This window comes from Pseudomonas sp. 05N431 (assembly GCF_056397005.1).
The window spans coordinates 327,740-353,724 of sequence record NZ_JBFTMN010000009.1 but is presented as its reverse complement, the minus strand read 5'-3'; the positions used below and the strand labels follow the sequence as shown (position 1 = coordinate 353,724).

Sequence of the window (25,985 nt, the reverse complement as noted above, 5' to 3'; positions counted from 1 at the left end):
GCCTTTGTCGTTTCCGGGGTGTGTTGTCAGGCAGGGCCCCATCGCGAGCAAGCTCGCTCCCACAGGTTTTATGAACACTGAGATTCAATGTGGGAGCGAGCTTGCTCGCGATGGCTTACTTACAGTCGACAACCATTTAGATGCAAAAACACGACATGGATATGTCGCGCATCGGATAGTTCGCCCTGTAATAGTGCGTTTGTCAGACAAATTAGTTACGCTAGCCGCCATTTTGCGTTTGCTGCCCACAAGGACGCTGCGCGCTAAACGGGTCAGTCCTATACGGACCGACAGCATTTCCCTCACCCATAAGGGAAATCCCTCTCTAAATTCCGATTCAGTAGTGTGGTATTTCCTTAATGAAAGTGTTGAAAGGCCAGGACATCCTGGCACTCGGCTTCATGACGTTTGCCCTGTTCGTCGGGGCCGGTAACATCATCTTCCCGCCTATCGTCGGTTTGCAGTCCGGGCCTAATGTCTGGATGGCGGCGCTGGGCTTTCTGATCACTGCCGTCGGTCTGCCGGTGATCACCGTTGTCGCGCTGGCCAAGGTCGGTGGTGCCATGGACTCTTTGAGCAGTCCGATCGGTAAAATCGCCGGTGGCGTGCTCGCGGCCGCGTGCTACCTCGCTGTGGGTCCGCTGTTTGCGACCCCGCGGACCGCGACCGTGTCCTTCGAAGTGGGCCTGGCGCCGCTGACCGGCGAAAGCCCGCTGGCGCTGCTGCTCTATAGCTCGGTTTACTTCCTGCTGGTGTTCTTCATCTCGCTGTACCCGGGCCGTCTGCTGGACACCGTGGGCCGTTTCCTCGCGCCACTGAAGATCATCGCGCTGGCCGTACTCGGTATTGCCGCGTTCGCCTTGCCGGCGGGTGACATCGGCACCGCCACACCTGAATACGTTGCGGCACCGTTCTCCCAGGGGTTCATCAATGGTTACCTGACCATGGATACCCTCGGCGCACTGGTGTTCGGCATCGTGATCGTCAACGCCATTCGTTCTCGCGGCGTCGAGTCTCCAGCCCTGATCACGCGTTACGCGATCATCGCCGGGCTGATTGCCGGCGTCGGTCTGGCGCTGGTGTACGTGAGTCTGTTCCGTCTGGGTTCGGGCAGCCATGAAGTGGCCGTCGGCGCTACCAATGGCGCAGCGGTATTGCACGCGTATGTGCAACACACTTTCGGTTCCTTGGGCAGCGGCTTCCTCGCGGTGCTGATCTCCCTGGCCTGCCTGGTGACGGCAGTCGGTCTGACCTGTGCTTGTGCCGAATACTTCAGTCGCGTGCTGCCACTGTCCTACAAGACACTGGTGATCATCCTGGCAGCGTTCTCGCTGCTGGTGTCCAACCTGGGCCTGACCAAGCTGATCGCGTTCTCGATCCCGGTACTGACCGCGATTTACCCGCCTTGCATCGTCTTGGTGGCGCTGAGCTTCTGCAAGGATTTCTGGCTGGAGCAAGGTCGCATCGTTGGCCCGGTAATGCTGGTGTCGTTCCTGTTCGGCATGATCGACGCACTCAAGGGCGCGGGTCTGGCGGACTGGATGCCGACTCAATTGGCACACTTGCCGCTGGCCGAGCAAGGTCTGGCTTGGCTGGTGCCTTGCTTCTTTACCCTGGTGGTTGCATTTGCGTGCGACCGCTTGCTGGGCAAGCGCAGCGAAGCCCTGGCTTAACGCCTCAAGGCCCGCCACAAGCGGGCCTTGAGCAACAACAGAAATGCCCCGTATCAATCGATACGGGGCATTTTTTATGGTCGAGCGAAAATCTAATGTGGGAGCGAGCTTGCTCGCGAAGAGGGCATAACATTCAATAGGCGTGCTGACTGAAAGTCCGCTATCGCGAGCAAGCTCGCTCCCACAGGTTTTCGGTATACCGCTCACACACCACAAGGACATGCATGTCGTTCATCCACACCAATCTGATCCACATTCTTGCCGCGCTCTGGTTTGTTATCTGCTGGGGCGGTTATACCCGTTACGCTATCTGGAAGGGCCGCGATACCGCGTGCCTGGCCAGCGTGCTGCACTTGTATCGCGAAGACTGGATGCGCCGCATGCTGCTGCGTGACAACCGCATCGCTGACGCCAGTGTGGTGGGCAACCTGGAGCGTAACGCCTCGTTCTTTGCCTCGAGCACCTTGATCATCCTCGCCGGTATTCTTACGGTGCTGGGCTCCTCCGAGCGGGCGCTGTCGTTGCTGGCGGACATTCCGATGGTTCAACAGGCTTCCCAAGGCATGTCGGAGATCAAGCTGCTGTGCCTGGCGCTGGTGTTCGTCTACGCCTTTTTCACCTTCAGTTGGTGCATGCGCCAATACAACTTCGCGGCGATCCTGATCGGCTCGGCGCCGATGATCGGTGAGCGCCACGTGTCCGAGCAGGAGCGCAAGGCTTTCGCTTCGCGCGCTGCACGAGTGATCTCGATGGCGGCCAACCAGTTCAACTTCGGCCTGCGTTCTTATTACTTCGGCATGACCATGCTCGCCTGGTTCGTTAGCCCATGGCTGTTCATGTTGATGAGCGCGGGTGTGGTGCTGGTGTTGTATCGCCGGGAGTTTCACTCCGACGTGCTCGACGTAATGGTCTATACCCCTACAGAGGCGCCATTGCCTGAGGCGATCAAAGAGGTGGCCTGATGAGTATCCCGTTCTGGTGCGTGTTTATCAGTGCCGTGCTGATTTACGTCGCCCGCGTACCGGTGGCCAAGGCCATGAAAGAGCAGGGTGGTTACAACAATTATCTGCCACGTGTGCAGCAAGCACAGCTCACAGGCTTCGGCGCTCGCGCTCTGTCCGCGCATCAGAACAGTTTCGAGGCCTTCCTGTTGTTTGCGGTCGGGGTGTTGATGGCGCACACCACGCAAACGGCGGGGTGGCTGGTTGACTGGCTGGCAATCATCTTTGTGATTACCCGGGTGATCTACTTGCTGTGTTACTGGACAGACTTGGCCTGGCAACGAAGTCTGGTGTGGTTTGTCGGCCTGGTCTGTTCGTTTTTGCTGATGCTTAGTCCGACCCTGCGCACGGTGTTGCTCTAACACTTTAGCGGCGAACACAATAAAGCCCGCACTTGGCGGGCTTTATTTTTGCTGCTCTAAAACCGATTAGTTGGTTTTAGGAGCGGCTTCTTCAGCAGCAGTTTTGCTCGAATCAACCTGAGCTTTGGCAGCATCGGCGGCTTCTTTCGCAGCGTCGTTCACTTTATCCTGAGCTTCGCCAATTTTTTGCTGGACTTGTTCAATTTTCTGGGTGGCTTCTTGAGCTTTGTCCTCGGGTTTTTTACCGCAGGCAGCGATGCCGAGGGAAGCGGTCAACATCAAGGCAATAGCTAAAGTCTTACGCATGGGGTGTTTCTCCTGGTGGAAAGTATCTACTTGCCCTTTCGAACGCACCGCCATGGGTTAAGTTCCATGTTTCCTACAGATATATAAGATTTATCTTGGAGGGAACTTTTTCTTAGTCCCTATGCTGCTATGCAACGACACTAAAAAGAGCCTTTATCGAATGACCAACAACCCCATTTTCGAGCGTGCAACACGATTTTTATCGGCGCTGCGGCATTGCCAGGTGCTCGGGTTACGTGTGCACAGCGCGAGTAATGACGGGCTGACAATCACGTTGCCGTACAGCCCGCAGATCGTCGGTAATCCGCAAACCGGCGTGATTCATGGCGGTGCCATTACCTCGTTGATGGACACCGCGTGCGGCATGGCAACGCTCTGCGTTTTGCCGGAGTTCGAGGTTTGCCCGACCCTGGATCTGCGGATCGACTACATGCACCCGGCCGAGCCGCATAAAGAGGTGCATGGTTTTGCCCAGTGCTACCGGGTGACAACTGACGTGATCTTCACCCGCGGGTTTGCTTACCAGGATGATCCGCAAAAACCGATCGCCCATGTGGTCGGGACCTTTATGCGCATGGGCAAAGGTGTCAAAGGCACCAAAGGTTTTGGTGGCGTCATCAGTGGGGGGACGAAATGACTGATAACTTCAAAGAACAATTGCAGCAGGCCCACGAGCGTGGAAATTACGCCTCGCTGCTGCAGCTGATTCCCTACGCCAAGCTGATTGGCGTCGAGTGCTCGCGACTGGGTGACGAACTGCTTTTTCGTTTGCCGGCGAACAAGGACAATATTGGCAACCCTTTGCTGCCAGCGATTCATGGCGGGGTGATAGCCGGGTTCATGGAGCTGGCGGCGGCCCTGCATCTGCTGATCTTCACCGGTTCCCCCGGTGTGCCGAAGATCATCGACTTCTCCCTCGATTATCTGCGTGCCGGGCAGTTTCGCGACACCTACGCCAAATGCCAGGTGTGCCGTCAGGGGCGGCGGGTCGCCAACGTTGCGATAACCGCGTGGCAGAGCACTCAATCCGAGCCGATTGCCACGGCGCGTGCGCATTTCAAGATTGAAGAGACCCCCAGCCCTTGAAATCCCCGTCATAGCCCCCAACTCTGATGACATCCCGCCGCCACCCCCTCTGGGCGCGGCCATTGCCATCCAATCGGAGTTTGATGACCATGAGCGTGGAAACTCAAAAGGAAACCCTGGGCTTCCAGACCGAGGTGAAGCAACTGCTGCACCTGATGATCCATTCGCTGTATTCCAACAAGGAAATTTTCCTTCGCGAACTGATCTCCAACGCCTCCGACGCTGTCGACAAATTACGTTTCGAAGCCCTGTCCAAGCCTGAGTTGCTGGAAGGTGGCGCCGAACTGAAAATCCGTGTGAGCTTCGACAAGGACGCGAAAACCGTCACCCTCGAAGACAACGGTATCGGCATGAGCCGTGACGATGTCGTGACCCACCTGGGCACCATCGCCAAATCCGGCACTGCCGATTTCATGAAACACCTGTCCGGCGATCAGAAGAAAGATTCGCACCTGATCGGTCAGTTCGGCGTGGGTTTCTACTCTGCCTTTATCGTGGCCGATAAAGTCGACGTATTCAGCCGCCGTGCCGGCCTCGCTGCCAGCGAAGGCGTGCATTGGTCGTCCAAAGGCGAGGGCGAATTCGACGTCGCCACCATCGACAAGGAAGACCGCGGTACGCGTATCGTCCTGCACCTGAAGTCCGCTGAAGACGAGTTCGCCGATGGCTGGCGTCTGCGCAACATCATCAAGAAGTACTCCGATCACATCGCTTTGCCAATCGAGCTGCCGAAAGAAGTGACAGCGGCCGAAGGCGAAGAGAAGCCGGCCGTTGAATGGGAAACCGTCAACCGCGCCAGCGCTCTGTGGACCCGTCCGCGTACTGAAGTAAAGGACGAGGAATACCAGGAGTTCTACAAGCACATCGCTCACGATTTCGAGAACCCGCTGAGCTGGAGTCACAACAAGGTTGAAGGCAAGCTGGAGTACAACTCGCTGCTTTACGTGCCGGCCCGTGCTCCGTTCGACCTGTATCAGCGTGAAGCGCCACGTGGCCTGAAGCTGTACGTGCAGCGCGTGTTCGTCATGGACCAGGCTGAGTCGTTCCTGCCGTTGTACCTGCGCTTCATCAAAGGCGTGGTCGACTCCAACGACCTGTCGCTGAACGTCTCGCGGGAAATCCTGCAGAAAGACCCGATCATCGATTCGATGAAGTCGGCGCTGACCAAGCGCGTTCTGGACATGCTGGAAAAACTGGCGAAGAACGAGCCTGAGCAATACAAGGGCTTCTGGAAAAACTTCGGTCAGGTCATGAAAGAAGGCCCGGCTGAAGATTTCGCCAACAAAGAGAAAATCGCCGGCCTGCTGCGCTTCGCCTCCACCCAGGGTGAAGAGGGCGAGCAAGTGGTCTCGCTGGCCGAATACCTGGCTCGCGCCAAGGAAGGTCAGGACAAGATCTACTACCTGACCGGCGAAACCTACGCGCAGGTCAAGAACAGCCCGCACCTGGAAGTCTTCCGCAAGAAAGGCATCGAAGTGCTGCTGCTGACCGACCGTATCGACGAGTGGCTGATGAGCTACCTCAGCGATTTCGACGGCAAGAGCTTTGTCGACGTGGCGCGCGGTGACCTGGACCTGGGCAACCTGGACTCGGCAGAGGACAAGAAAGCCGCAGAAGAAGTCGCCAAGAGCAAAGAAGGCCTGGTTGAGCGGATCAAGACTGCTTTGGGTGAAACCGTCAGCGAAGTGCGGGTTTCCCACCGTCTGACCGATTCGCCGGCGATTCTGGCGATCGGTGAGCAGGACCTGGGCCTGCAAATGCGTCAGATCCTCGAAGCCAGCGGTCAGAAGGTTCCGGATTCCAAGCCGATCTTCGAATTCAACCCGGCTCACCCGCTGATCGAAAAACTCGATGGTGAGCAGAGCGAAGAGCGTTTTGGCGACCTGTCGCACATCCTCTTCGATCAGGCAGCCCTGGCTGCCGGCGACAGCTTGAAAGACCCGGCCGCCTATGTGCGCCGTCTGAACAAGCTGCTGGTTGAACTGTCGGTTTAACCGAGTTGTAGAAAAACCCGCTTCGGCGGGTTTTTTCATTCTGGCGTTTCTTTACGGGAGTGAGTCATGAGCCAAGTTACTGTGCGTTCCGTGGTCTATCAGATTGATGGTCAGTCTTACGAAGGTCGTCTGGCGTTCGACGCCGGCCACACAGGCCCGCGTCCGGGCTTGTTGATGGCACCGAACTGGATGGGTGTCAGCGCCGGGGCCGAGAAAATTGCCCAGGAGGTTGCCGCCAAGGGTTATGTGGTGTTGATTGCCGACCTGTATGGGCAGGCGATTCGTCCGCAGAATGGCGACGAGGCGGGCGCGGCGATGATGCCGCTGAAGAATGATCGTGCGTTGTTGCGCAAGCGCATGCAGGCCGCATTTGCTGCCTTGCAGAGCCAGGGTGAAGCAGCGGTCGATACTTCGAAACTGGCAGCGTTCGGTTTCTGCTTCGGCGGTTGCTGTGCTCTGGAGCTGGCCCGTACCGGCGCACCGCTCAAGGCTGCCGTGTCGTTCCACGGTACGCTGGACACACCGAACCCGGCCGATGCGAAAAACATCAAAGGCTCGGTGCTGGTGTTGCACGGCGCATCCGATCCATTGGTTGCGAAAGAGCAGCTGCCGGCCTTCGAGGCTGAAATGAATGCTGCGGGTGTGGATTGGCAATTGCTCAGCTACGGCGGCGCGGTGCATTCCTTTACCGACCCGCACGCCAATGTACCGGGCATGATGATGTACGACACCAAGACCGCGAAGCGGGCCTTTGTGTCGATGCATAACTTGCTGGATGAAGTGTTCAACGGCTGAGTGCTGTTTCTAGCCCTGGCACCGACGGTGTCAGGGCTGGCCTCATCGCGAGCAAGCTCGCTCCCACAGTGGTTTGGAGTCGACCATTAATATTGTGTACGACTCGGTCAAATGTGGGAGCGAGCTTGCTCGCGATGACGGTATAACTGGCGCCGAAGATCTCAGGGCAACTCGATCCGCTCGCTCTCGCCCGGTACGGTTGGCCAATCCCCGGCCGCCCAGCGTCGGCGGGCTTCATCGATCACCGCGGGATCGCTGGCGACGAAATTCCAGTTGATCCGGCGCGGTCCGTCCATGGGCGCGCCGCCGAACAGCATGGCGTGGCAATCGCTTTCGGCGAACAGGTCCATTTCTTCCCCGGCAGGCAGCACCACCAGCGAGTGCGGTTCAATCGGCTCGCCATTGAGTTGGGCGTCACCGTCCAGCACGTACAGCGCGCGTTCTTCATACTCGGTGGGGATCAGCAAGGTCGTCGCCGTTTTCAGCTCAAGCTCTGCGTACAACGTAGGGGAAAGCACCGGCACCGGTGACTCCAGGCAAAAGCCTTTGCCGGCAATCATCCTGATCTTCACCCCGAGGTTATCGCTGACCGGCAGGCTGGCGGCCGGGTGATGGCTGTAATGGCCGGGACCTTGTTCGTGCGCTTTGGGGGAGGCCAGCCAGATTTGCAGGCCGTGCATCTTGAAGTCGGTATCCCACAGGGCTTTCGGTGTGCGCTCGACGTGCGCAATCGCACTGCCTGCGGTCATCCAGCTGACGTCACCCGGTTTCACGATCTGGTCGGAACCCAGGCTGTCCTTGTGCTGGAGTTCGCCTTCGAACAGGTAGGTGAGGGTGGACAGGCCGATGTGCGGATGCTGGCGGATGTTCATGCCCTGGCCTGCCGGATAGCGGGTTTCAAGCATGTGATCGAAAAACACGAAAGGCCCGACACTGCGGCATTGAGCTGACGGCAGCGGGCGCAGGATTGGTTGGCCTTCGACATCTTCGGTGCGTGGGCGGATCACGAGCGGGCTGATCATGGTGCATTCCAGGCTGTACGAGTGATGCCGCTGAGCATAACCCGCACAGCCCGTGTTTGCCGCTATTGGCTGAAGGCGCCTTCAGACAGGTGGGTTTCGATGGTCACTTCGCTGGTGGTCATCAGCTTGTGGATCGGGCAGCGGTCGGCCACGCGGTGCAGCTCTTCACGCTGGGCGTCGGTGAGTACGCCTTTGAGGGTCAGTTTGACGTGCAGGGCGTATTTGCCTTTCTGCTCCTGGCTGTTGTCGTGTTTGACCTCGACTGTGACGCCGGTCAGCGGGATTTCCTTCTTCTGCGCGTAGAGCTTGAGGGTCAGAGCCTTGCAAGCCCCCAGGGCTGCATCGAAGTAATCGTGGGGTTCTGGCGCGGAGCCTTCGCCGCCGAAGGCTTTGGGCACGTCGGCGAAGAGTTGATGGTCGTCGATCTGGATGCTGTGACGAAAACCTTCGCTGGATTCGGTATTGACGGTAATGGTCATGACAAACCTCATGGGCAGTAAGAAAGAGTGTGCGTCAGGAAAAGACCTTGCAGTTATAGAGCATCCAGCGATTCAGGTGTTCCACTGGCTTATCGATCGCCCAATAAAAAACGCCCCGAACCAGTCGGGGCGTTTTCTTGTGCAGCGAAGCAGCGGGGCTTACTTGCCCTGCCAGCGCTTCAGGACCAGGGTGGCGTTAGTGCCGCCGAAGCCGAAGCTGTTGCTCATCACGGTGTTGATGGTGGCGTCTTCGCGAGTCTTGGTCAGGATTGGCATGTCAGCCACTTCCGGGTCCAGTTCGTCGATGTTGGCAGAACCTGCCATGAAGTTGCCTTCCATCATCAGCATGCAGTAGATCGCTTCGTGAACGCCGGCGGCGCCCAGGGAGTGACCCGACAGGCTCTTGGTGGAGCTGATGGCTGGAGCCTTGTCGCCGAACACTTCACGCACACCTTTCATTTCCATCACGTCGCCGACCGGAGTCGAGGTGCCGTGGGTGTTCAGGTAGTCGATCGGTGCGTCAACGGTGGACATGGCCATCTGCATGCAGCGGATGGCGCCTTCGCCGCTTGGAGCGACCATGTCGTAGCCGTCGGAAGTCGCGCCGTAGCCAACGATTTCCGCGTAGATCTTCGCGCCACGGGCCAGAGCGTGTTCCAGCTCTTCGACCACGACCATGCCGCCACCACCGGCGATGACAAAACCGTCACGCTTGGCGTCGTAGGCACGGGAAGCTTTGTCCGGTGTCTCGTTGTACTGGCTGGACAGTGCGCCCATGGCGTCGAACAGGAACGATTGGCTCCAATGCTCTTCTTCACCACCGCCGGCAAACACGATGTCCTGCTTGCCCATCTGGATCTGTTCCATGGCAGTACCGATGCAGTGAGCACTGGTGGCGCAGGCAGAAGCGATGGAGTAGTTCAGGCCCTTGATCTTGAATGGAGTGGCCAGGCAAGCGGAAACCGTGCTGCTCATGGTCCGCGTTACGCGGTATGGGCCGACGCGCTTGACGCCTTTTTCGCGCAGGATGTCCAGCGCTTCCATCTGGTTCAGGGTCGATGCGCCACCGGAACCGGCGATCAGGCCGGTGCGCGGGTTGGAAACCTGCTCTTCGGTCAGGCCGGAGTCAGTGATGGCGTCTTTCATGGCCAGGTAGGCGTAAGCCGCCGCGTGGCCGACGAAGCGATAGATCTTGCGATCGATCAACTCTTCGAGTGGCAGGTCAATGGAGCCGGAAACCTGGCTACGCAGACCCATTTCGGCATATTCCGGGTTGAACCGGATGCCAGGGCGGCTTGCACGCAGGTTAGCGGAGACGGTCTCTTTGTCATTGCCCAGGCACGAAACGATGCCCAGACCAGTGATAACGACGCGGCGCATGCGGATAACCCTTAGAAGTTGTCAGTGGATGTGAATACGCCGACCCGAAGGCCTTCGGCGGTGTAGATCTCGCGGCCGTCGACGCTGACCGAACCATCGGCGATGGCCAGGTTCAGCTTGCCTTTCAGGACGCGTTTGATCTGGATGTTATAGGTAACTTTTTTGGCGGTCGGCAGAACCTGGCCAAAGAATTTCACTTCGCCCGAACCCAGGGCGCGGCCGCGGCCCGGCAGGCCTTGCCAGCCGAGGAAGAAACCGACCAGCTGCCACATGGCGTCGAGGCCCAGGCAGCCTGGCATCACCGGGTCACCTTCGAAGTGGCAGGCGAAGAACCACAGGTCCGGAGTGATATCCAGCTCGGCGACCAATTCACCTTTGCCGTACTTGCCACCCTCTTCGCTGATATGAGTGATGCGATCCACCATCAGCATGTTCGGGGCGGGCAGTTGCGCGTTACCAGGGCCGAACAGCTCACCGCGACTGCAGCGCAGCAGGTCTTCCCGGGTAAAGGCGTTTTGTTTGGTCATGCGAGCTCCTCAATAGTCCCATGCGGCAGGTGGGGCAAATCTTCCCGGCCGATCGAAGCGTTCATGCTTCGAACCGGCAGCCTACTCATAGACTATTGCGTTGTGGTGAAAGTCACAGCACAAGGGACATGAATGTACACTTGTGCACTGAAATTATTTTTCAAGCCCGATTCCGAGCTGTCAAGGTGCCTAAGACTGCCGCACTTTCGCCTTTCACGCCAGTCGCAGATGGTCGATCGCTCCCCACTACCGTACCCAACGTTGCAGAATTTGCTGCAGATCAGTGCGTTTGAAAGGTTTGGCCAGATAATCATTCATCCCCGCCGACAGGCAGGCCTCGCGGTCACCCTGCAACGCGTTGGCGGTCAGGGCGATGATGGGCAGATCGGTGCAGCCGGGCAGTTGACGGATCTGCCGGGTGGCTTCGTAACCATCGATGACCGGCAACCTGCAATCCATCAGAATCGCCTCGAAAATCAGGCTCTCGGCACTGCGTACCGCCTGCGCACCGTCGGTGGCGACGCTGACAGTAAAGCCCAGGCTGCGCAGCATTGCTTCGATAACGGTCCGATTCACCGGTTTGTCTTCCACCAGCAACACATTGCGTCCCTCGCCGTGGTCGTCGCCGACAGATGTGCGTGGTGTCAGGGTCGGCATCTTTTGCCTGGACAGCGCCAGCGGAATTTCCAGGGTGAATACCGAGCCTCGGCCTTCCTCGCTCTGGGCGCGCAGTGTGCCACCCATCCGCTCCGCCAGCGTGCGCGCAATCGGCAGGCCCAGGCCGGTGCCGCCGTAGCGCCGGGAGATCGAGCTGTCGGCCTGCTGGAAAGCGTTGAACATCAGCTCCAGGCTTTCGGCCGAAATACCAATCCCGCTATCGCGCACGGTGCAGGTGAACCACAGCAGTTCGTGGTCCAGCGATTGCCATTGCGGCTCGATCGTTACCCGGCCTTTCTCGGTGAACTTCAAGGCATTGCCGATCAGGTTGACCAGGATCTGCCGGATCCGCGTCGGGTCGCCTTGTACCTGCAAAGCGTGCATGTCGTCCGGGATCTGCAGCTCCAGGCTCAGGCCGCGTTGCACCGCGCTGTGCTGGAAAGCCTGGGCGCAGCTGTTGATCAGCTCGGCGAGGTTGAACGGGATGTGCTCCAGCTCCAAGGCCGAGCGTTCGATCCGCGAGAAGTCGAGAATGTCGTTGATGACCTTGAGCAAGTGCTCGGTAGACTCCGACGCCAGCGCGGCGTACTCGATCTGTTCCTCGGTCATGTCGGTGGTTTCGAGCAGCTGCAGCATGCCCAGCACGCCATTCATCGGTGTGCGCAATTCATGGCTCATCATCGCCAGGAAGTCGGACTTGGCGCTGTTGGCCTTTTCCGCTTCTTCGCGGGTCTGGATCAGTTGTGCCATGGCCTGATGCTGCTCGCGGCTGGCGAGCTCAAGGCCATCGGCGAGGTTGTTGATGTGGCGCGACAGGTCGCCCAGTTCGGAATCGTCGACGATCGGCAGCGGTTTTTTGTAGTCGCCTTGCTGAATCGCTTTCACCGCATTGCCCATGGCGCTGATGGGCTCCGACAGGCTGGCGGCCAGGCGCCGGGCCAGCAGAAAGGTAAAGAGCAGGGCGAACAGTGCGAGGATCGCGGCCTTGAGCAGGATCTCCTGTTGCCGCTGGCTGAAGGCATCGTTGGACATGCCGACGACGACGCGCCCCAGATAGTCTTCGGAAGGGCCGATGGCCGGTGGCGGCCCCTGCAGGAAATCGTCGCTGAGCCTGATTCGTTGCAAGCGCACCGGTGCTTGAAACACTTCGATCTGTTGCGAGCGCTGGCGGTTTTCTGAGGGCTGCTCGACGTGCACCAACACCTTGTTGGCGTTGTCCTGCACCTCCAGAAAACGTACGTGCGGCGTTGTCAGCGAGGCCTTCATCAGGCTTTCGAGCACGTCATTGTTGCCGGAGATCACGCCGTACTCGGTGGCCGGGGCCAGTTGATTGGCGATCAGTTGGCCGGTGTGGTTGAGCTCCTGGCGCAAGTCCTGGATTCGCACGATGGTAAAGAAACTGATCAGCAGCAACGTCAGCAGCAGCGCCGGGCCGAGGCTGATGATCTGGGTGCGGGTATTGATGCCCCAATGGCGGCGCAGGTTCATGGGCGGTTTTCTCCTTCGGCCAACTGCGTTGCAACAGCCGTGGGGTCAATCTGTTCGATGCCTAAGGAACGAGCGACTTGCGGGTTACTTAATACCTTGAAGCGCTGCGGATAGAGGGTGCGCGGCCAGCTGGCCGGTGGACGGTCAAGCAAGTTATCAAGAATGGCCAGCCAATCGCCCTGATCGCTGTAGGTGCTGGCCAGGCTGCCAGCCTTGACGAACCCGGCGTTGGGACCGATCAACGCAAGCTGTCGGGCATAGCTGCTGAGCAGCAGATTCTTGGCGGTTTTCGGGTTGTACAGGTCGGGGTCGTCGAGCCCCAGCAATACGTCGCTGTTCTTCAACAAGGTTTGCAGAGGTCGGCTGTCATTGGTGTTATCCCAACGTTCAGCGACGATCTCCAGCCCTAGCCGGTGCGCGGCGTGGTGCAGCTCCTTGAGCAGGAATTCGCTGTTCGCCCCGTACAGCACGCCGACCCGTCGTACTTGCGGCAACAGGGCCTGGATCAGGCGAAGTTGGCGGCTCAGCGGTGGATCACTCCACAGCAGACTCAGGTGCAAGGGCAGGGCGTTACCCAAGCGTTGACTGGCTTGCAGGCGGCTGATGCGCAGCACCAGCGTCGCCGGCCCCTCGCTGTCTTGCAGGCGCCAGTCGAGGCTCGGCAGGTCAAGCAAGATCAGTCGGGTTGCGTCGGGTAGCCGGGACGGCGCGGGGAGGTCGGCAAGGCGTGCGAAGCGCACCGTGTCTTCGGGTCGCTGTTCGGCCAGGGCGCGGGTAAAAGCCTGCACGCCGGGGCTGTCTTCGGCGCCGGTCAGCAACACGTCGGCCGCGCGCACGGGCAGACTGCCCAGGCAGACAAGCAACAGTCCCCAAACCCAAGGCCGGCGGCTTCGGGGGGAGTAGGTGCGTGTCTGGATGAGGCCCATGTCAGAACTCTAACTCGGCGCTGAAATAGAGCACATGGCGCGAGTCATAGTTGTTGTCGACGAAGGTGGTCGGCTGGTTGTCGAGGCGTTGTTGCAGGATGCCGGCCAGTTCGAGGTTGGCCTTGCCCAGCGCGATGCGTTTGGCGATGCGTGTGTCGACACGTTCGAAGCGGTAGCCATTCAGTGCATCGTCACCATAGTAGAACAGCGCGCTGTTCCAGCCATTGCCCCAGTCGTGCAGCCAACCGGCGGAACCGCTGTTGCGTGCGCTGAATTGTTCGTCCAGAGGGTTACTGGCCGTGGCATCGACATAGGCGTAGGTCAGGCGCAGCCGGTCGGCGGCGCTGACTCGCCAGTCAAGCTGGGTTTCAGTGCCGCTGAAGCGCGACGCATTGCTGTTGCTGGCGATGTACTGATTGTTGCGCAGCGGCTCGCTGATCATGTCGGTGATTTCGTCGTAGAACAGTTTCACGTCGACGTTCAGCCCAAGGTCAGCGAAGAAGCCGTTATACCCCAGTTCCCGCGAACGCATGTGTTCTTGATCGAGGTTGCCGGGGCCACGGGTCTTGACGAAGTAACGGGCACTGGACTGACCGTAGGCAGCGGGGCTGAGGTTGGTCACCTGATAGCTCCAGTTGACGTTGTTCTCGAACATGTCGGGCGAGCGGATGGCCTCCGAATACACCGCGCGCAGGCCGTGGCGCGGGTTGATCAGGTAGTTGATTGCTACGCGCGGGGTGAGCGAGTCGCCAATCAATTGGGTCTTTTCATACATCGCACCGCCTTGCAACAGCCAGTGCTCGCTGGCGCGCCACTCCAGTTGGCCGAACAGCCGCCAGATGGAGTCATCGAGGGTGCCATTGAAGTACGTTTCAGAGTCGGCCCGGTCGTATCGATAGTTCATGCCGCTGACCAGCCGCAGGCTGTCGGAGAGACTCAGGGTGTCCTGCAATTCCAGGTCGTAGCGCGACTCGCGGGCGCTCTGGTCGATGTCACCGCAGACGGTACGTTTGGCGCCACCTTTCCATTGATCGAGGACCTGGTTGGCCAGTGCCTGCTCGGCCGGCGAGCCCTGCGGTGCACCGGTACCGGTATAGCTTTCCATGTGCCGCGCCAGGCGCTCGGCATAGTTGGGATTGAGCTGCCAGAGTTGGGTGAGCTGCGGGCTGAACGACACTTCGGCGTCGCAGGCGCGCCAGACCTGCTGACGATCCCAGTGCTGCGCCGACCCCTGGACGTAAAGGCTGTGATCCGGGTTGAGCTCCAGGTTCCAGCGCAACGAAGCGGCGTAATCCTTGGCGATCACGTCAGAGTTGTCGCCCGCCGAGGTAATCCCGGAAAACACCGGGCGGTAGGTATAAGGCCGCTGGTTGGTGCCGTCTTTGGCATTCAGTTGCCAATCGATGCTTTGCTGCTCGTTGAGCGTCTGGCTGACGGCCAGGTTGATGCGGTTCAAGCGGCGACTGTCGCGGTAGTCCGCTCCCAGGCGGTTCGAGTCGAAACCGTGGTCTTCCTGGCCGGACAGCGACAAGCGCAGGTCGCCGGTTTCCCAACCGGTGCCCTGGCTGGCGTACCAGTCGTTGATGCCGCGCTCACCGCGAGTGACTTTCAGCCGCGTGCCGTGGCTGTTGGCCGGTGCGCGGGTGATGATGTTGACGACTGCCATCAGCGCGTTGGCGCCATAGCTGACGGTATTCGGGCCACGGAACACCTCGATGCGCTCGATGTCTTCCATGGCCACCGGAATGTCGCTCCAGTCCACCGTCGCCAGACCTGCGCGGTACACCGAACGGCCGTCGATCAACACTTGCATGCGTCGCGCTTCGCTGGCGTTGGTGCCGTGATAGTTCACCGCGGCCTGGTTGCCGTTGATGCTACCGACCATCATTCCCGGCACCAGCCGCAGCAACTCGCTGATGTCGCGGGCACCGCTGGCCTTGATCAGTTCGCTGTCGATCACCGTCATGCTCCCGGGCACGGCGGCCGGCGACTGTTTCAGTCGGGTGGCGGTCAAGACCTGGGGCAGCGCGGCGTTGTCGAGAAACAGGTCATCGGCCAATAACGGGTCGCTGAGCATCAGCGCCAGAACCAGCGAGGAGCGAAGGTGAGGAGGGCCAGCAGACACGGTACAGCCTTGATCGCAGTTGATTGCCGCGCATGTTAACCGAGCTGTTCGAGTTTTCCAGTCACGTTACCGGCATTTTCCCAGGTTTTGGAGGTCTGCTTCCTACAAGTGCCGCTAATTGATAGAGGGGCTGGCCGACGCTGGACCGCCCCGTATAATGCGGCTATCGCCACTGGTATGGATTAACGGATTGCATATGACTGAACAGCGCCCGATTGCGGTCCTGGGAGGCGGAAGTTTTGGTACCGCCGTGGCTAATTTGCTGGCCGAGAACGGTCATCAGGTCCGGCAGTGGATGCGCGATCCTGAACAGGCCGAGGCCATTCGGGTCAACCGCGAGAATCCACGCTACCTCAAGGGTATCAAGGTTCACCCTGCGGTGGAGCCGGTCACCGACTTGCTCGCCACCCTCAACGAGTGCGACCTGTGTTTCGTCGCGCTGCCTTCCAATGCCCTGCGTTCGGTGCTCGCCCCCTTTGCCGAGCGCCTGAGCGGCAAGTTGCTGGTGAGCCTGACCAAAGGCATCGAGGCGCACACCTTCAAGCTGATGAGCGAAATTCTTCAGGAAATCGCACCACAAGCGCGCATTGGCGTGCTGTCCGGGCCGAACCTGGCCCGTGAAGTGGCCGAACACGCGCTGACCGCCACAGTGGTCGCCAGTGAAGACGAAGAGCTCTGTCAGCGGGTTCAGGCGGCATTGCACGGTCGGACCTTTCGCGTGTACGCCAGTGCTGACCGTTATGGTGTGGAGCTGGGTGGGGCACTGAAAAACGTCTACGCGATCATCGCCGGCATGGCGGTGGCGCTGGGCATGGGTGAAAACACCAAGAGCATGCTGATCACCCGGGCATTGGCGGAAATGACCCGCTTTGCGGTGAATCAGGGTGCCAACCCGATGACGTTCCTGGGGCTGGCCGGGGTGGGCGATTTGATCGTCACCTGTTCGTCACCGAAAAGCCGCAACTATCAGGTCGGTTTTGCCCTCGGACAGGGCATGAGCCTGGAAGAGGCGGTGACGAGCCTTGGTGAAGTCGCCGAAGGCGTCAACACCCTCAAGGTACTCAAGGCCAAGTCCCAGGAAGTCGGGGTTTACATGCCGTTGGTCGCCGGTTTGCATGCGATCCTGTTTGAAGGACGCACGCTCAATCAGGTGATTGAGCTGTTGATGCGTGGCGAGCCGAAAACCGATGTCGATTTTATCTCCACCAGCGGTTTCAACTGAGTCCCCCATTTACAGGGGCAGGGAGCGAGACATGAACGATCCAAAAGTAGCAGCCAAGTACGAATCCATCCTGCTGCGCGTGCTGTGGATGCTGGTGTATGTGCTGGTCTGGCAAGTCGCGCAATTGATCCTCGGCGCCGTGGTGCTGGTGCAGCTCATCTATCGGTTGATCTATGGGGCACCAAACGCCGGCCTGATGAATTTTGGTGACAGCCTCAGCCAGTTCCTGGCGCAGATCGGCCGCTTCGGCAGTTTCCACAGCGACCAGAAACCGTGGCCATTCGCCGATTGGCCTGCCCCGCGGACACCGGAAGGCGAGGCTCCGCACGCCGTACCGCCAGCGCCGCATCCGGCCCGTGATGAGGAGCCAAAGCTATGAAACTCTGGGTGTTGCGTCACGGTGAAGCCGAGTCTCACGCCCGTAGCGATGCTGAGCGGGAGTTGACTGCACATGGCCGCGAAGAAGTGCTGCGCAGTGCCGCGCAACTGATCGGCCAGCCGATTCAGGCAATCATCGCCAGCCCGTATATGCGGGCGCAGCAAACCGCACAGTTGGTGCGTGAGGTGCTGGGTTTTGAGCCGGAGATCCGCACCGAGGCCTGGCTGGCGCCAGACAGCAATCCGTTGACCGTTGTCGATCAGCTCGACACGGAGGATAACGTCCTGCTGGTCAGCCATAACCCGTTGGTGGGGAGTTTGATCGGCTACTTGCAGCACGGCCATTTGCGTGCACCGCAGCCGATGAGCACGGCCAGCCTGGCCGAGCTTGAAGCTGATTTACCGTTGGCCGGGGGCATGACGCTCAATAGCGTCAAGAACCCGTAATCCGGGTTTTGTGCGAGCGTGGCTTGCCCGCGATGGCATCAACACGGCATACCTGATGCACCGCGGTGCCTGCATCGCGGGCAAGCCACGCTCCCACAGGTAAGGAGTTGCTCTCGATTTTTTGTATGAAATAGCCAACCAAGCAACTGCTTGGTTGGACTACGCTTGCCGCCACATCGAACAAAAAGGAGCGCATCGCATGCCCGCCGCTTTTCGTTTGCCGCTGCAAGTGTTCTACGAGCGTGAAGCTCGCCATCCCCGCCAGCGCTTTCTGGTTCAGCCGATGGGCGGTGGTCAGGTCGAGACGCTGACCTGGGCCGACGTCGGCCACCAGGCGCGGTGCGCCGCTCACTGGCTACGCGCCCGGGAGCTGCCTCAAGGCAGCCACATTGCACTGATCTCGAAAAACTGCGCGCACTGGATCATTGCCGACCTGGCGATCTGGATGGCCGGGCATGTCTCCGTTCCGTTGTACCCCAACCTCACTGCCGATTCGGTGGCCCAGGTGCTCGAACATTCCGAAGCCGCGCTGGTGTTCATCGGCAAGCTGGACGATTGGCCGGGCATGTCCAGAGGCGTCAGCGCCGATCTGCCGACCATCAGCCTTCCATTGTGTCCCGCGGGTGACTTCGATTTCAGTTGGGCCGATCTGCAACACAGCTCACCGATTCAGGACGACCCAACGCCCGACGCCAACCAGTTGGCGACCATCATCTACACCTCCGGCACCACCGGCTTGCCCAAAGGCGTGATGCATAGTTTCGGTAACCTGGGTTTCGCCACGACTCACGGCACGCAGTTATTTGGTCTCAATGAGTCGGACCGATTGCTGTCGTACCTGCCGCTGTGCCACGTCGCCGAGCGGATGTTTGTCGAGCTGGCGTCGATCTACACCGGGCAAACGGTATTTTTTGCTGAAAGCCTCGACACGTTTCTGACTGATTTGCAGCGCGCGCGGCCCACGGCGCTGTTCGGCGTGCCGCGCATCTGGAGCAAATTCCAGATGGGCGTGTACAGCAGGATTCCGGCAAAACGCCTGGATTTTCTCCTTGGCTTGCCGATCATCGGTAAGCGGGTCGGGCACAAGGTACTCGCAGGTCTTGGGCTGGATGCCTTGCGCATCGCCTTGTCGGGCGCCGCGCCGGTGCCGCCGGCCTTGTTGCACTGGTACCAGCGTCTTGGACTGGAGGTGCTTGAGGTCTATGGCATGACCGAAAATTGCGGCTATTCCCATATTTGCCGGCAGGGCCAGAACAAGCCTGGCTGGATCGGCCAGCCGTGCCCGGAGGTGGAGGTGCGGATCGCGGATTCGGGCGAGGTGCTGGTGCGCAGTGGCGCGACCATGCTCGGCTATTTCAAGGAGCCGCAGAAAACCGCCGAGACGATCACCGAGGACGGCTTTCTGCACACCGGTGACAAGGGCGAGCAAGACGCCGACGGCAACTTGCGCTTGACCGGGCGGCTCAAGGAAATCTTCAAGACCAGCAAGGGCAAGTACGTCGCACCGGCGCCGATCGAAAACCGTCTGGCAGTACATTCACATATCGAGCAGGTATGCGTGGTCGGTGACGGCCTGAGTGCGCCACTGGGGCTGTGCGTGCTCTCGGCAGTGGGCCAGCAGGACGCCGCCAGCGTGGCGCGCAATGCCTTGCAGTCGAGCCTGGAAAGCTTGCTCGACGAGGTCAACGGTGCCCTTGATAAACACGAACGCCTGCGCCAGTTGGTGGTGGTCAAGGACAGCTGGGCGGTGGAAAACGGCTTTCTCACGCCGACACTGAAGATCAAGCGCAACGTGATCGAGGCCGTGTATGGCGCGCGGTTTGAAGAATGGAGTGCGCGCAGCGAAGCGGTGCTGTGGCAGGATTGACCCGAAATAAAACCAACAGAGGATGTAGCGATGAGTCTGTGGCGTACCGTTCCCAACATTGAACAGTTGAACTCGATTCAGAAAAACACCATCGGCGAAGTGCTGGATATACGCTTCGAGGCGTTTGATGACGAGTCGCTGACCGCCAGCATGGTCATCGATCATCGCACCCATCAACCTTATGGTTTGCTGCATGGCGGCGCCTCGGTGGTACTGGCTGAAACTGTCGGCTCCATGGCCAGCTTCCTGTGCATCGACACCAGCAAATTCTATTGCGTGGGCCTGGAAATCAACGCCAACCACCTGCGCGGTCTGCGCAGCGGTCGGGTAACGGCGGTGGCCAAACCGATCCACATCGGCCGCACCACGCACGTCTGGGATATTCGCTTGAGCAGCGATGAAGGCAAGGCCAGCTGCGTGTCGCGGTTGACCATGGCGGTGGTGCCGCTGGGTGAAACGCCACCGGCTCGCTAACGACGATCTCTGTAGCAGCTGGCGAAGCCGGCGTTCGGCTGCGTAGCAGTCGTAAACCTGACGCATCGATCCTACAGGCAAACCGCACTATCAGGATTTGCGAGGATTTCATCCTCGAACGCAGGCTTCGCCAGCTGCAACAAAGGCGCGCATCGAGATTGCGGGTTCCTGTATAGCCTTGGCCTGACTGTCATCATTCCTGGCAGTTACGGTCATTGCTGTAGGCTTGCGTCTTACGGACAATCAACACCTGATTTCGTTTATGGACGCGCCGTTATGCCGCAGCAGATCTTTTTCGCCCATGCCAATGGCTTTCCTTCAGGCACCTACGGCAAGTTGTTTGCCGCGCTGGCGCCGGAGTATCAGGTCGCGCATCTGCAGCAGCACGCCCATGACCCGCGGTTCCCGGCCGACGATAACTGGCACAACCTGGTGGACGAGCTGATCCACCACCTGAAACAGCAACCCGAGCCGGTGTGGGGCGTTGGTCATTCCTTTGGTGGCGTCTTGCACCTGCACGCGGCCCTGCGTTGCCCGGAGCTGTATCGCGGCGTGGTGATGCTGGATTCACCGGTGCTGACCCGCCCCGATCAATGGGTGATCCGCGCCGCCAAGCGTTTTGGCTTTATCGACCGCTTGACCCCGGCCGGTCGCACCTTGGGGCGTCGCGAGGAGTTCGCCGACCTGGAATCGGCGCGCAGCTATTTCGCCGGTAAAACCCTGTTTCGCGGTTTCGATCCGGACTGCCTCGATGCGTACTTGCAACACGGCCTGCACAAGGTCGGTGATCGCCTGCGCCTGCGCTTTGATCCGGCCACCGAGATCAGCATCTACCGTGGCGTTCCGCACACCAGCCCGGGCCGTCCTCGCCAGTTGAAAGTACCGCTGGCGGTGGTTCGAGGCCGGCAGAGCCGGGTGGTCATGCGCCATCACGCAAGCTTCGTCGGCCGTATGCCGCAGGGCGAGTCGCTGACGATGCCCGGCGGTCACATGTTTCCCCTTGAACGCCCGCAAGACACCGCGACCTTGCTGAAAAACCTGTTCAGCCGTTGGCAAGGGCGCAACGAGCGGAGTTGCGCATGAGCAGCGTCGAAGAAGTCCGCCTGAGCCTGCCGCACATCGAATTGGCCGCACACCTGTTCGGCCCCGAAGACGGCCTGCCGGTGATTGCCTTGCACGGTTGGCTCGACAACGCCAACAGCTTTGCGCGCCTGGCGCCGAAGCTTGAAGGTCTACGCATTGTCGCGCTGGACATGGCCGGCCACGGGCATTCCGGGCATCGGCCATTGGGCGCCGGTTATGCGCTGTGGGATTACGCTCACGACGTGTTGCGAGTCGCCGAACAGTTGGGCTGGAAGCGGTTTGCGCTGCTGGGCCATTCCTTGGGCGCAATCGTTTCGGTGGTACTTGCCGGTGCCTTGCCCGAGCGCGTGACGCACCTGGCGCTGATCGACGGGGTGATTCCGCCTACTGCCGCTCATGACAACGCCGCCGAACGCATGGGCATGGCCCTGCAAGCGCAGCTGGATCTGCAAGAAAAGCGCAAGCCGGTCTACAACACCCTGGATCGCGCCATCGAGGCCCGTATGAAAGGCCTGGTCGCGGTCAGTCGGGAAGCTGCCGAATTACTCGCTCAGCGGGGTTTGATGCCGGTGCCGGGGGGCTACACCTGGCGCACTGACAGTCGCCTGACGCTGGCGTCGCCACTGCGCCTGACCGATGAACAAGCGATGTCCTTCGTTCAGCGAATCAGTTGTCCTGCGCAACTGGTGGTCGCCGCGGATGGCATGCTCGCCAAACATCCGGAATTGCTGGAGCGTCTACCCTTTAGCCGTGAACAGCTGCCCGGCGGCCATCATTTGCACCTGAATGACGAGCCCGGCGCCGCCCTTGTTGCAGACTGTTTCAATCGGTTCTTCGCCGTTCCTTGACTTGCAGCGGGCAACTGTCGAGGCTGGGCGGGTTGAAATGGGAGACAACCATGATAGATCTCTACACTGCTGCGACTCCGAATGGCCACAAGGTCTCTATCGTGCTCGAGGAACTCGGCATGCCCTACACGGTGCATGTCCTGAGTTTCGACAAAAAGGAACAAAAGGCTCCAGCGTTTCTCAAGATCAATCCCAATGGCCGGATTCCGGCGATTGTCGATCGGGATAACGGTGATTTCGCCGTGTTCGAATCCGGCGCGATTCTCATCTACCTGGCTGAGCTAAGCGGAAAACTGCTGCCCAAGGACCCGAAAGGACGTTCGCTGGTGATCCAGTGGCTGATGTTCCAGATGGGCGGCATCGGCCCGATGCAAGGGCAGGCCAACGTGTTTTTCCGTTACTTCCCGGAAAAGCTCCAGGGCGCCATCGATCGCTATCAGCATGAAACCCGGCGCTTGTATGAAGTGCTGAACACACGCCTGGAAACTGTCGAGTTCCTGGCCGATGACTACAGCATTGCCGACATCGCCACCTATCCGTGGGTCCGTGGCTATGAATGGTCGGGTGTTTCGGTAGACGGTTTACCCGCCCTGCAACGCTGGATGGCGGCAATGGAAGCTCGCCCGGCGGTGCAGCGTGGCTTGCAGATCCCGCCGCGTAACGACGACGCGAATGTCGTCAAAGGCGCTCAGGCCATGCTGATCCGATGAGAGTGCCTTCAAGGTTGAAAAGCATGCGTTTGATCGGTTTGTTGGGGCTGGGGTGTTTCAGTTCGCTGGTGTTTGCCGCCGATGTACCGGGAAGTCACGATTTGCCGCTGGTGCCGCGTCTGGCCGATGCGCAGATCGTCGACTATCGCCCGGCTGCCGAGCTTGAACGGATCTATCCCATGGGCTCGATCCGCAAAATCAGCGGCCAATTGCGTTTCGATGGCCAGGTCAGTGCCCGCGGAAAAGTGACCTCGGTGACCTACGAGTTGCCGCCGGAGCATTCGTCCACCGAGGCCTTCACCCTCGCTCGCGAAGCCTTGCAGAAACAGGGCGCCGAACTGTTGTTCTGGTGCCAGGCCCGCGATTGCGGCGAAAGCAGCCTGTGGGCCAATCAAGTGTTCGGCAACGCCAAACTCTATGGTGCCGACGATCAACAGGCTTATCTGCTGCTGCGACTCGCGGCACCACAGGACAACTCGCTGTTGGCGCTCTACAGCATCACTCGCGGCAATCGAAAAGCCTATCTGCACGTCGAGCAGTTCGACGCCAGTACGCCATTGGGCGAGTTGTTGCCGACCTCGGCGACCCTGTTGCGTCAGCTCAAGGACACCGGCGTGCTGGACCTGCCGCGGCTGACGGGCGATCCGCAACCGGTCTGGCTGACATTGCTGTCGCGTGGCTTGAACCTCGATACGACCTTGCGCGTCAGTGTTTCCGGAGCCAATGCCGAAGCCTGGCGTCAGGCGCTGGTCGGGCAGGGCGTGCGTGCGGCGCGGATGGAGCTCGGCAACGTGCCGGCAAGCGGCTTGCACATCGAGTTCCTGCGATAAGATTTTCCCTCGGCGAACGTGCCATTGGCCGTTCGCCTACTCTTTGTTGATTGAACTTGCTCGAGATTTTTCATGATCAATAACGATCGCCTGTTGGTGCAGATCCTGCTCCTGGTGTTGTTCGGTGCCAGCTTCTGGGTGATGGCGCCTTTCTGGTCGGCGCTGTTCTGGGGCGCGGTGCTGGCGTTCGCCAGCTGGCCGCTGATGCGCTTGCTGACCCGCTGGCTCCACGGGCGCGAATCCCTTGCGGCGGCGTTACTGACGCTGGGCTGGATGGTGCTGGTGGCAGTGCCGTTGGTGTGGCTCGGTTTTAACCTGGCCGATCATGTGCGCGATGCCGTTGCGTTCATCAAGGACGTGCAGGTTGAAGGTTTGCCGGAAGCACCGGTGTGGCTGGCCGGGGTTCCGGTGGTGGGTGAGCGGCTGGTAGGAATATGGAACAGCATTGACCAGCAAGGCGCGGCGCTGATGCTGGCGGTCAAACCCTATCTGGGACAGGTCGGCAACTGGTTGCTGGCGCGCAGTGCGCAGATCGGCGGAGGGATTCTCGAGCTGACCTTGAGCATCGTTTTCGTGTTCTTTTTCTATCGGGATGGCCCGCGGCTGGCGATGTTCGTGCATCGTCTGCTGGAGCGGCTGATCGGCGAGCGTGCCGGTTACTACATCGAACTGGTGGCCGGAACGGTGCAGCGGGTGGTCAACGGCGTCATCGGCACTGCCGCCGCCCAGGCGGTCCTGGCGTTGATCGGCTTCCTGATTGCCGGTGTGCCCGGCGCGCTGGTGCTGGGGATTGTCACCTTCCTGCTCAGCCTGATCCCCATGGGCCCGCCGCTGGTGTGGATTCCGGCGACTGCCTGGCTGGCCTGGAAGGGCGAGTACGGCATGGCGGTGTTCCTCGGTATTTGGGGCACGTTCATCATCAGCGGCGTCGACAACGTACTCAAACCTTATCTGATCAGCCGTGGCGGCAACTTGCCGTTGGTGATCGTGCTGCTTGGGGTGTTTGGCGGATTGATCGCCTTTGGCTTTATCGGCTTGTTCATCGGTCCGACCTTGTTGGCCGTGGCGTACAGCCTGTTGATCGACTGGAGCAACAGTCAGGCGCGGGTTGAGGAAAAGCGCTGATTTGTTGCTGCCGTGAATCCCTCTGAGCATAGATATCTACACAGCGTTGAAATGTGGCGCAGGATTGCTCCTGTAGCAGCTGCCGAGCCTGCGAGGCTGCGTTCGGCTGCGAAGCAGTCGTGAGTCAGGTTACGCGATCTTTCCGGTAAACGTCGATTCAGGATTTGCGAGGACTTCGTCCTCGAACGCAGCCTCGCAGGCTCGGCAGCTGCTACAAGGGTTAGAACGAAAAGACGTGTAGATACTTATGTCCCTGTGGCGAGCAAGCATGCTTACTCGCCACAGGGACCATCCGCCTGATCTCAGGCTGCGGCGCTCAGGTTTTTGCTTGAACTCAGGGTGTTGGCCTGCGAGTACTGCTGATTCATGCTGACGATCAACTTGCTCAAGGCCTCGGCCACTGCGCTTTGATCAATGGTCCCGCTGTTCTGGCTGCTGCCCGTTTGCAGCTCCGTGAGCAGGGCCGCACCGTTGTCGGTGCTGCTGGTGGAGGAGGTTGCGGCCAGGGCGCTGTTCAGTTCGCTGGCGCTGATGCTGCCATCACCATTCGTGTCGAGCTGGCCAAACAGCGACTGGCTGGACAGTTGTTGTGGCGGCTGAGGCGGCGTGAGGGCGGCAATCAGCTCGTCCTTGCTCACGCTCCCGTCGTTGTTAGTGTCCAGCGCTGCGAACAGGCTCTTGCTGTCGGCAGTACTGCCGGCTTTCGTCAGACCCGCGCTCAGCTCGTCGCTACTGATACTGCCATTACTGTTGCTGTCCAGAAGACTGAGCATGGTGTCGGCCAGTTCCGTGCTGGGTGGCTGATCATTATGGGCTTGGCAGGACGATGGCGTCATGGCGGCCATTTCCTGGCTGCTCAGACCTCCACTGTTGTCAGAGTCCAGGCTGCTGAATTGCTGGCTCAGGCTGTTCAGTACACGGCTGTCGCTTTTCTTTGCCAAGGCGCTGTTCAGCTCATCCTTGGAAACGGTTCCGTCGCCATTGGTGTCGAGCTTGGCGAACAACTCTTTCTGACGCTGCTGGAGTCGGGCGGCATAGGCCGCACTGGTGGCGCTGGTATAGCTGGAGTTACTGCTGACACTGCCGATCATGGGCTCACTCCCTGGATGGATAAAACCGGTGAAGGCACCGGCCCATGCAGCCTCGGGGGAGCAGTTGTCGTGGGTATGTGGAATTTGTA

Annotated in this window: 26 protein-coding genes; 17 read left to right on the top strand and 9 right to left on the bottom strand. The window is 59.8% G+C overall.

The genetic code is table 11. From position 1 onward, the window contains the following. The first annotated feature begins 359 nt into the window (after positions 1 to 359). The 3 genes from brnQ to AC1DIG_RS18170 all read left to right on the top strand — a co-directional run bounded on the left by brnQ (position 360) and on the right by AC1DIG_RS18170 (position 3,036). Positions 360 to 1,673 carry a branched-chain amino acid transport system II carrier protein gene (brnQ, locus tag AC1DIG_RS18180; RefSeq protein ID WP_477768407.1) on the top strand — a complete coding sequence of 438 codons (1,314 nt, stop codon included), beginning with the start codon at positions 360 to 362 and terminating at the stop codon, positions 1,671 to 1,673. 224 nt (positions 1,674 to 1,897) lie between these two features. Further along, positions 1,898 to 2,635 carry a DUF599 domain-containing protein gene (locus AC1DIG_RS18175; protein WP_103319047.1) on the top strand — a complete coding sequence of 246 codons (738 nt, stop codon included), beginning with the start codon at positions 1,898 to 1,900 and terminating at the stop codon, positions 2,633 to 2,635. Next, the gene (locus AC1DIG_RS18170) at positions 2,635 to 3,036 is read left to right on the top strand and encodes an MAPEG family protein (RefSeq protein WP_477768406.1); all 402 of its coding nucleotides are present in this window, start codon (positions 2,635 to 2,637) and stop codon (positions 3,034 to 3,036) included. Before AC1DIG_RS18175 ends, AC1DIG_RS18170 begins: the two co-directional genes overlap by 1 nt. A 66-nt stretch (positions 3,037 to 3,102) precedes the next feature. Here AC1DIG_RS18170 and AC1DIG_RS18165 read toward each other — a convergent pair whose 3' ends face one another. Continuing rightward, the gene (locus AC1DIG_RS18165; RefSeq protein WP_477768405.1) at positions 3,103 to 3,342 is read right to left on the bottom strand and encodes a hypothetical protein; all 240 of its coding nucleotides are present in this window, start codon (positions 3,340 to 3,342) and stop codon (positions 3,103 to 3,105) included. A 160-nt stretch (positions 3,343 to 3,502) separates the two neighbouring features. Here AC1DIG_RS18165 and AC1DIG_RS18160 point away from each other — a divergent pair, with 160 nt between their 5' ends. The 4 genes from AC1DIG_RS18160 (at position 3,503) to AC1DIG_RS18145 (ending at position 7,217) form a co-directional block, all read left to right on the top strand. Beyond that, complete coding sequence (locus tag AC1DIG_RS18160; protein ID WP_477768404.1) at positions 3,503 to 3,979, top strand: PaaI family thioesterase; 477 nt, start codon at positions 3,503 to 3,505, stop codon at positions 3,977 to 3,979. Then, positions 3,976 to 4,428, top strand: coding sequence for a PaaI family thioesterase (locus AC1DIG_RS18155; protein ID WP_477768403.1), 453 nt, complete (start codon positions 3,976 to 3,978; stop codon positions 4,426 to 4,428). Before AC1DIG_RS18160 ends, AC1DIG_RS18155 begins: the two co-directional genes overlap by 4 nt. Before the next feature lie 89 nt (positions 4,429 to 4,517). Next, positions 4,518 to 6,422 carry a molecular chaperone HtpG gene (htpG, locus tag AC1DIG_RS18150; protein ID WP_477768402.1) on the top strand — a complete coding sequence of 635 codons (1,905 nt, stop codon included), beginning with the start codon at positions 4,518 to 4,520 and terminating at the stop codon, positions 6,420 to 6,422. 66 nt (positions 6,423 to 6,488) lie between these two features. Continuing rightward, positions 6,489 to 7,217 (top strand): dienelactone hydrolase family protein, encoded by a 729-nt coding sequence (locus AC1DIG_RS18145; protein ID WP_477768401.1) that lies wholly within the window; start codon positions 6,489 to 6,491, stop codon positions 7,215 to 7,217. Between the two features lie 161 nt (positions 7,218 to 7,378). Here the strand turns inward: AC1DIG_RS18145 and AC1DIG_RS18140 are convergent, their stop codons facing one another. The 7 genes from AC1DIG_RS18140 to AC1DIG_RS18110 form a co-directional block, all read right to left on the bottom strand. Next, the gene (locus AC1DIG_RS18140) at positions 7,379 to 8,239 is read right to left on the bottom strand and encodes a pirin family protein (RefSeq protein ID WP_477768400.1); all 861 of its coding nucleotides are present in this window, start codon (positions 8,237 to 8,239) and stop codon (positions 7,379 to 7,381) included. A 62-nt stretch (positions 8,240 to 8,301) separates the two neighbouring features. Beyond that, positions 8,302 to 8,718 carry an OsmC family protein gene (locus AC1DIG_RS18135; protein ID WP_262111085.1) on the bottom strand — a complete coding sequence of 139 codons (417 nt, stop codon included), beginning with the start codon at positions 8,716 to 8,718 and terminating at the stop codon, positions 8,302 to 8,304. A gap of 159 nt (positions 8,719 to 8,877) precedes the next feature. Beyond that, entirely contained in the window at positions 8,878 to 10,098 is a 1,221-nt protein-coding gene (fabB, locus tag AC1DIG_RS18130) for a beta-ketoacyl-ACP synthase I (RefSeq protein ID WP_477768399.1), read from the bottom strand. A gap of 11 nt (positions 10,099 to 10,109) precedes the next feature. Continuing rightward, positions 10,110 to 10,625, bottom strand: a complete 516-nt coding sequence (gene fabA / locus AC1DIG_RS18125) for a 3-hydroxyacyl-[acyl-carrier-protein] dehydratase FabA (protein WP_010211704.1) — start codon at positions 10,623 to 10,625, stop codon at positions 10,110 to 10,112. Positions 10,626 to 10,871: 246 nt separating this feature from the next. Continuing rightward, on the bottom strand, positions 10,872 to 12,770 hold the full coding sequence (locus tag AC1DIG_RS18120; protein WP_477768398.1) for an ATP-binding protein: 1,899 nt from the start codon (positions 12,768 to 12,770) through the stop codon (positions 10,872 to 10,874). Further along, the gene (locus AC1DIG_RS18115) at positions 12,767 to 13,696 is read right to left on the bottom strand and encodes an ABC transporter substrate-binding protein (RefSeq protein WP_477768397.1); all 930 of its coding nucleotides are present in this window, start codon (positions 13,694 to 13,696) and stop codon (positions 12,767 to 12,769) included. The genes AC1DIG_RS18120 and AC1DIG_RS18115 overlap by 4 nt, the downstream gene beginning before the upstream one ends. Position 13,697: 1 nt before the next feature. Next, positions 13,698 to 15,821 (bottom strand): TonB-dependent receptor plug domain-containing protein, encoded by a 2,124-nt coding sequence (locus AC1DIG_RS18110; RefSeq protein ID WP_477768396.1) that lies wholly within the window; start codon positions 15,819 to 15,821, stop codon positions 13,698 to 13,700. A 196-nt stretch (positions 15,822 to 16,017) separates the two neighbouring features. On the opposite strand from AC1DIG_RS18110, the gene AC1DIG_RS18105 reads away from it, so the two are divergent. The 10 genes from AC1DIG_RS18105 (at position 16,018) to AC1DIG_RS18060 (ending at position 24,805) form a co-directional block, all read left to right on the top strand. Then, positions 16,018 to 17,043, top strand: coding sequence for an NAD(P)H-dependent glycerol-3-phosphate dehydrogenase (locus tag AC1DIG_RS18105; RefSeq protein WP_477768395.1), 1,026 nt, complete (start codon positions 16,018 to 16,020; stop codon positions 17,041 to 17,043). 31 nt (positions 17,044 to 17,074) lie between these two features. Further along, entirely contained in the window at positions 17,075 to 17,422 is a 348-nt protein-coding gene (locus tag AC1DIG_RS18100) for a DUF4389 domain-containing protein (protein WP_477768394.1), read from the top strand. Continuing rightward, positions 17,419 to 17,868: a phosphohistidine phosphatase SixA gene (sixA, locus tag AC1DIG_RS18095; RefSeq protein WP_477768393.1), complete on the top strand. Its 450-nt coding sequence runs from the start codon at positions 17,419 to 17,421 to the stop codon at positions 17,866 to 17,868. The genes AC1DIG_RS18100 and sixA overlap by 4 nt, the downstream gene beginning before the upstream one ends. Before the next feature lie 199 nt (positions 17,869 to 18,067). Further along, on the top strand, positions 18,068 to 19,735 hold the full coding sequence (locus tag AC1DIG_RS18090; RefSeq protein WP_477768392.1) for an AMP-binding protein: 1,668 nt from the start codon (positions 18,068 to 18,070) through the stop codon (positions 19,733 to 19,735). A 30-nt stretch (positions 19,736 to 19,765) separates the two neighbouring features. Then, positions 19,766 to 20,209 (top strand): hotdog fold thioesterase, encoded by a 444-nt coding sequence (locus AC1DIG_RS18085; protein ID WP_477768391.1) that lies wholly within the window; start codon positions 19,766 to 19,768, stop codon positions 20,207 to 20,209. 276 nt (positions 20,210 to 20,485) lie between these two features. Beyond that, on the top strand, positions 20,486 to 21,292 hold the full coding sequence (locus AC1DIG_RS18080; protein WP_477768390.1) for an alpha/beta fold hydrolase: 807 nt from the start codon (positions 20,486 to 20,488) through the stop codon (positions 21,290 to 21,292). After that, positions 21,289 to 22,140 (top strand): alpha/beta hydrolase, encoded by an 852-nt coding sequence (locus tag AC1DIG_RS18075; protein ID WP_477768389.1) that lies wholly within the window; start codon positions 21,289 to 21,291, stop codon positions 22,138 to 22,140. Before AC1DIG_RS18080 ends, AC1DIG_RS18075 begins: the two co-directional genes overlap by 4 nt. Before the next feature lie 50 nt (positions 22,141 to 22,190). After that, positions 22,191 to 22,850 (top strand): glutathione S-transferase family protein, encoded by a 660-nt coding sequence (locus tag AC1DIG_RS18070; RefSeq protein ID WP_477768388.1) that lies wholly within the window; start codon positions 22,191 to 22,193, stop codon positions 22,848 to 22,850. A 23-nt stretch (positions 22,851 to 22,873) separates the two neighbouring features. After that, positions 22,874 to 23,680 carry a DUF4892 domain-containing protein gene (locus AC1DIG_RS18065; protein WP_477768387.1) on the top strand — a complete coding sequence of 269 codons (807 nt, stop codon included), beginning with the start codon at positions 22,874 to 22,876 and terminating at the stop codon, positions 23,678 to 23,680. Positions 23,681 to 23,752: 72 nt separating this feature from the next. Continuing rightward, positions 23,753 to 24,805, top strand: coding sequence for an AI-2E family transporter (locus tag AC1DIG_RS18060; RefSeq protein WP_477768386.1), 1,053 nt, complete (start codon positions 23,753 to 23,755; stop codon positions 24,803 to 24,805). A 302-nt stretch (positions 24,806 to 25,107) separates the two neighbouring features. On the opposite strand, the gene xopAW is transcribed toward AC1DIG_RS18060, so the two are convergent. Continuing rightward, positions 25,108 to 25,896, bottom strand: a complete 789-nt coding sequence (xopAW, locus tag AC1DIG_RS18055; protein ID WP_477768385.1) for a XopAW family type III secretion system calcium-binding effector — start codon at positions 25,894 to 25,896, stop codon at positions 25,108 to 25,110. Positions 25,897 to 25,985 lie beyond the last annotated feature (89 nt).

Excerpts from the sequence above, each read along its gene's own strand:
- brnQ (WP_477768407.1), top strand. The coding sequence starts at position 360 with ATGAAAGTGTTGAAAGGCCAGGACATCCTGGCACTCGGCTTCATGACG.
- AC1DIG_RS18175 (WP_103319047.1), top strand. The coding sequence starts at position 1,898 with ATGTCGTTCATCCACACCAATCTGATCCACATTCTTGCCGCGCTCTGG.
- AC1DIG_RS18170 (WP_477768406.1), top strand. The coding sequence starts at position 2,635 with ATGAGTATCCCGTTCTGGTGCGTGTTTATCAGTGCCGTGCTGATTTAC.
- AC1DIG_RS18165 (WP_477768405.1), bottom strand. The coding sequence starts at position 3,342 with ATGCGTAAGACTTTAGCTATTGCCTTGATGTTGACCGCTTCCCTCGGC.
- AC1DIG_RS18160 (WP_477768404.1), top strand. The coding sequence starts at position 3,503 with ATGACCAACAACCCCATTTTCGAGCGTGCAACACGATTTTTATCGGCG.
- AC1DIG_RS18155 (WP_477768403.1), top strand. The coding sequence starts at position 3,976 with ATGACTGATAACTTCAAAGAACAATTGCAGCAGGCCCACGAGCGTGGA.
- htpG (WP_477768402.1), top strand. The coding sequence starts at position 4,518 with ATGAGCGTGGAAACTCAAAAGGAAACCCTGGGCTTCCAGACCGAGGTG.
- AC1DIG_RS18145 (WP_477768401.1), top strand. The coding sequence starts at position 6,489 with ATGAGCCAAGTTACTGTGCGTTCCGTGGTCTATCAGATTGATGGTCAG.
- AC1DIG_RS18140 (WP_477768400.1), bottom strand. The coding sequence starts at position 8,239 with ATGATCAGCCCGCTCGTGATCCGCCCACGCACCGAAGATGTCGAAGGC.
- AC1DIG_RS18135 (WP_262111085.1), bottom strand. The coding sequence starts at position 8,718 with ATGACCATTACCGTCAATACCGAATCCAGCGAAGGTTTTCGTCACAGC.
- fabB (WP_477768399.1), bottom strand. The coding sequence starts at position 10,098 with ATGCGCCGCGTCGTTATCACTGGTCTGGGCATCGTTTCGTGCCTGGGC.
- fabA (WP_010211704.1), bottom strand. The coding sequence starts at position 10,625 with ATGACCAAACAAAACGCCTTTACCCGGGAAGACCTGCTGCGCTGCAGT.
- AC1DIG_RS18120 (WP_477768398.1), bottom strand. The coding sequence starts at position 12,770 with ATGAACCTGCGCCGCCATTGGGGCATCAATACCCGCACCCAGATCATC.
- AC1DIG_RS18115 (WP_477768397.1), bottom strand. The coding sequence starts at position 13,696 with ATGGGCCTCATCCAGACACGCACCTACTCCCCCCGAAGCCGCCGGCCT.
- AC1DIG_RS18105 (WP_477768395.1), top strand. The coding sequence starts at position 16,018 with ATGACTGAACAGCGCCCGATTGCGGTCCTGGGAGGCGGAAGTTTTGGT.
- AC1DIG_RS18100 (WP_477768394.1), top strand. The coding sequence starts at position 17,075 with ATGAACGATCCAAAAGTAGCAGCCAAGTACGAATCCATCCTGCTGCGC.
- sixA (WP_477768393.1), top strand. The coding sequence starts at position 17,419 with ATGAAACTCTGGGTGTTGCGTCACGGTGAAGCCGAGTCTCACGCCCGT.
- AC1DIG_RS18090 (WP_477768392.1), top strand. The coding sequence starts at position 18,068 with ATGCCCGCCGCTTTTCGTTTGCCGCTGCAAGTGTTCTACGAGCGTGAA.
- AC1DIG_RS18085 (WP_477768391.1), top strand. The coding sequence starts at position 19,766 with ATGAGTCTGTGGCGTACCGTTCCCAACATTGAACAGTTGAACTCGATT.
- AC1DIG_RS18080 (WP_477768390.1), top strand. The coding sequence starts at position 20,486 with ATGCCGCAGCAGATCTTTTTCGCCCATGCCAATGGCTTTCCTTCAGGC.
- AC1DIG_RS18075 (WP_477768389.1), top strand. The coding sequence starts at position 21,289 with ATGAGCAGCGTCGAAGAAGTCCGCCTGAGCCTGCCGCACATCGAATTG.
- AC1DIG_RS18070 (WP_477768388.1), top strand. The coding sequence starts at position 22,191 with ATGATAGATCTCTACACTGCTGCGACTCCGAATGGCCACAAGGTCTCT.
- AC1DIG_RS18065 (WP_477768387.1), top strand. The coding sequence starts at position 22,874 with ATGCGTTTGATCGGTTTGTTGGGGCTGGGGTGTTTCAGTTCGCTGGTG.
- AC1DIG_RS18060 (WP_477768386.1), top strand. The coding sequence starts at position 23,753 with ATGATCAATAACGATCGCCTGTTGGTGCAGATCCTGCTCCTGGTGTTG.
- xopAW (WP_477768385.1), bottom strand. The coding sequence starts at position 25,896 with ATGATCGGCAGTGTCAGCAGTAACTCCAGCTATACCAGCGCCACCAGT.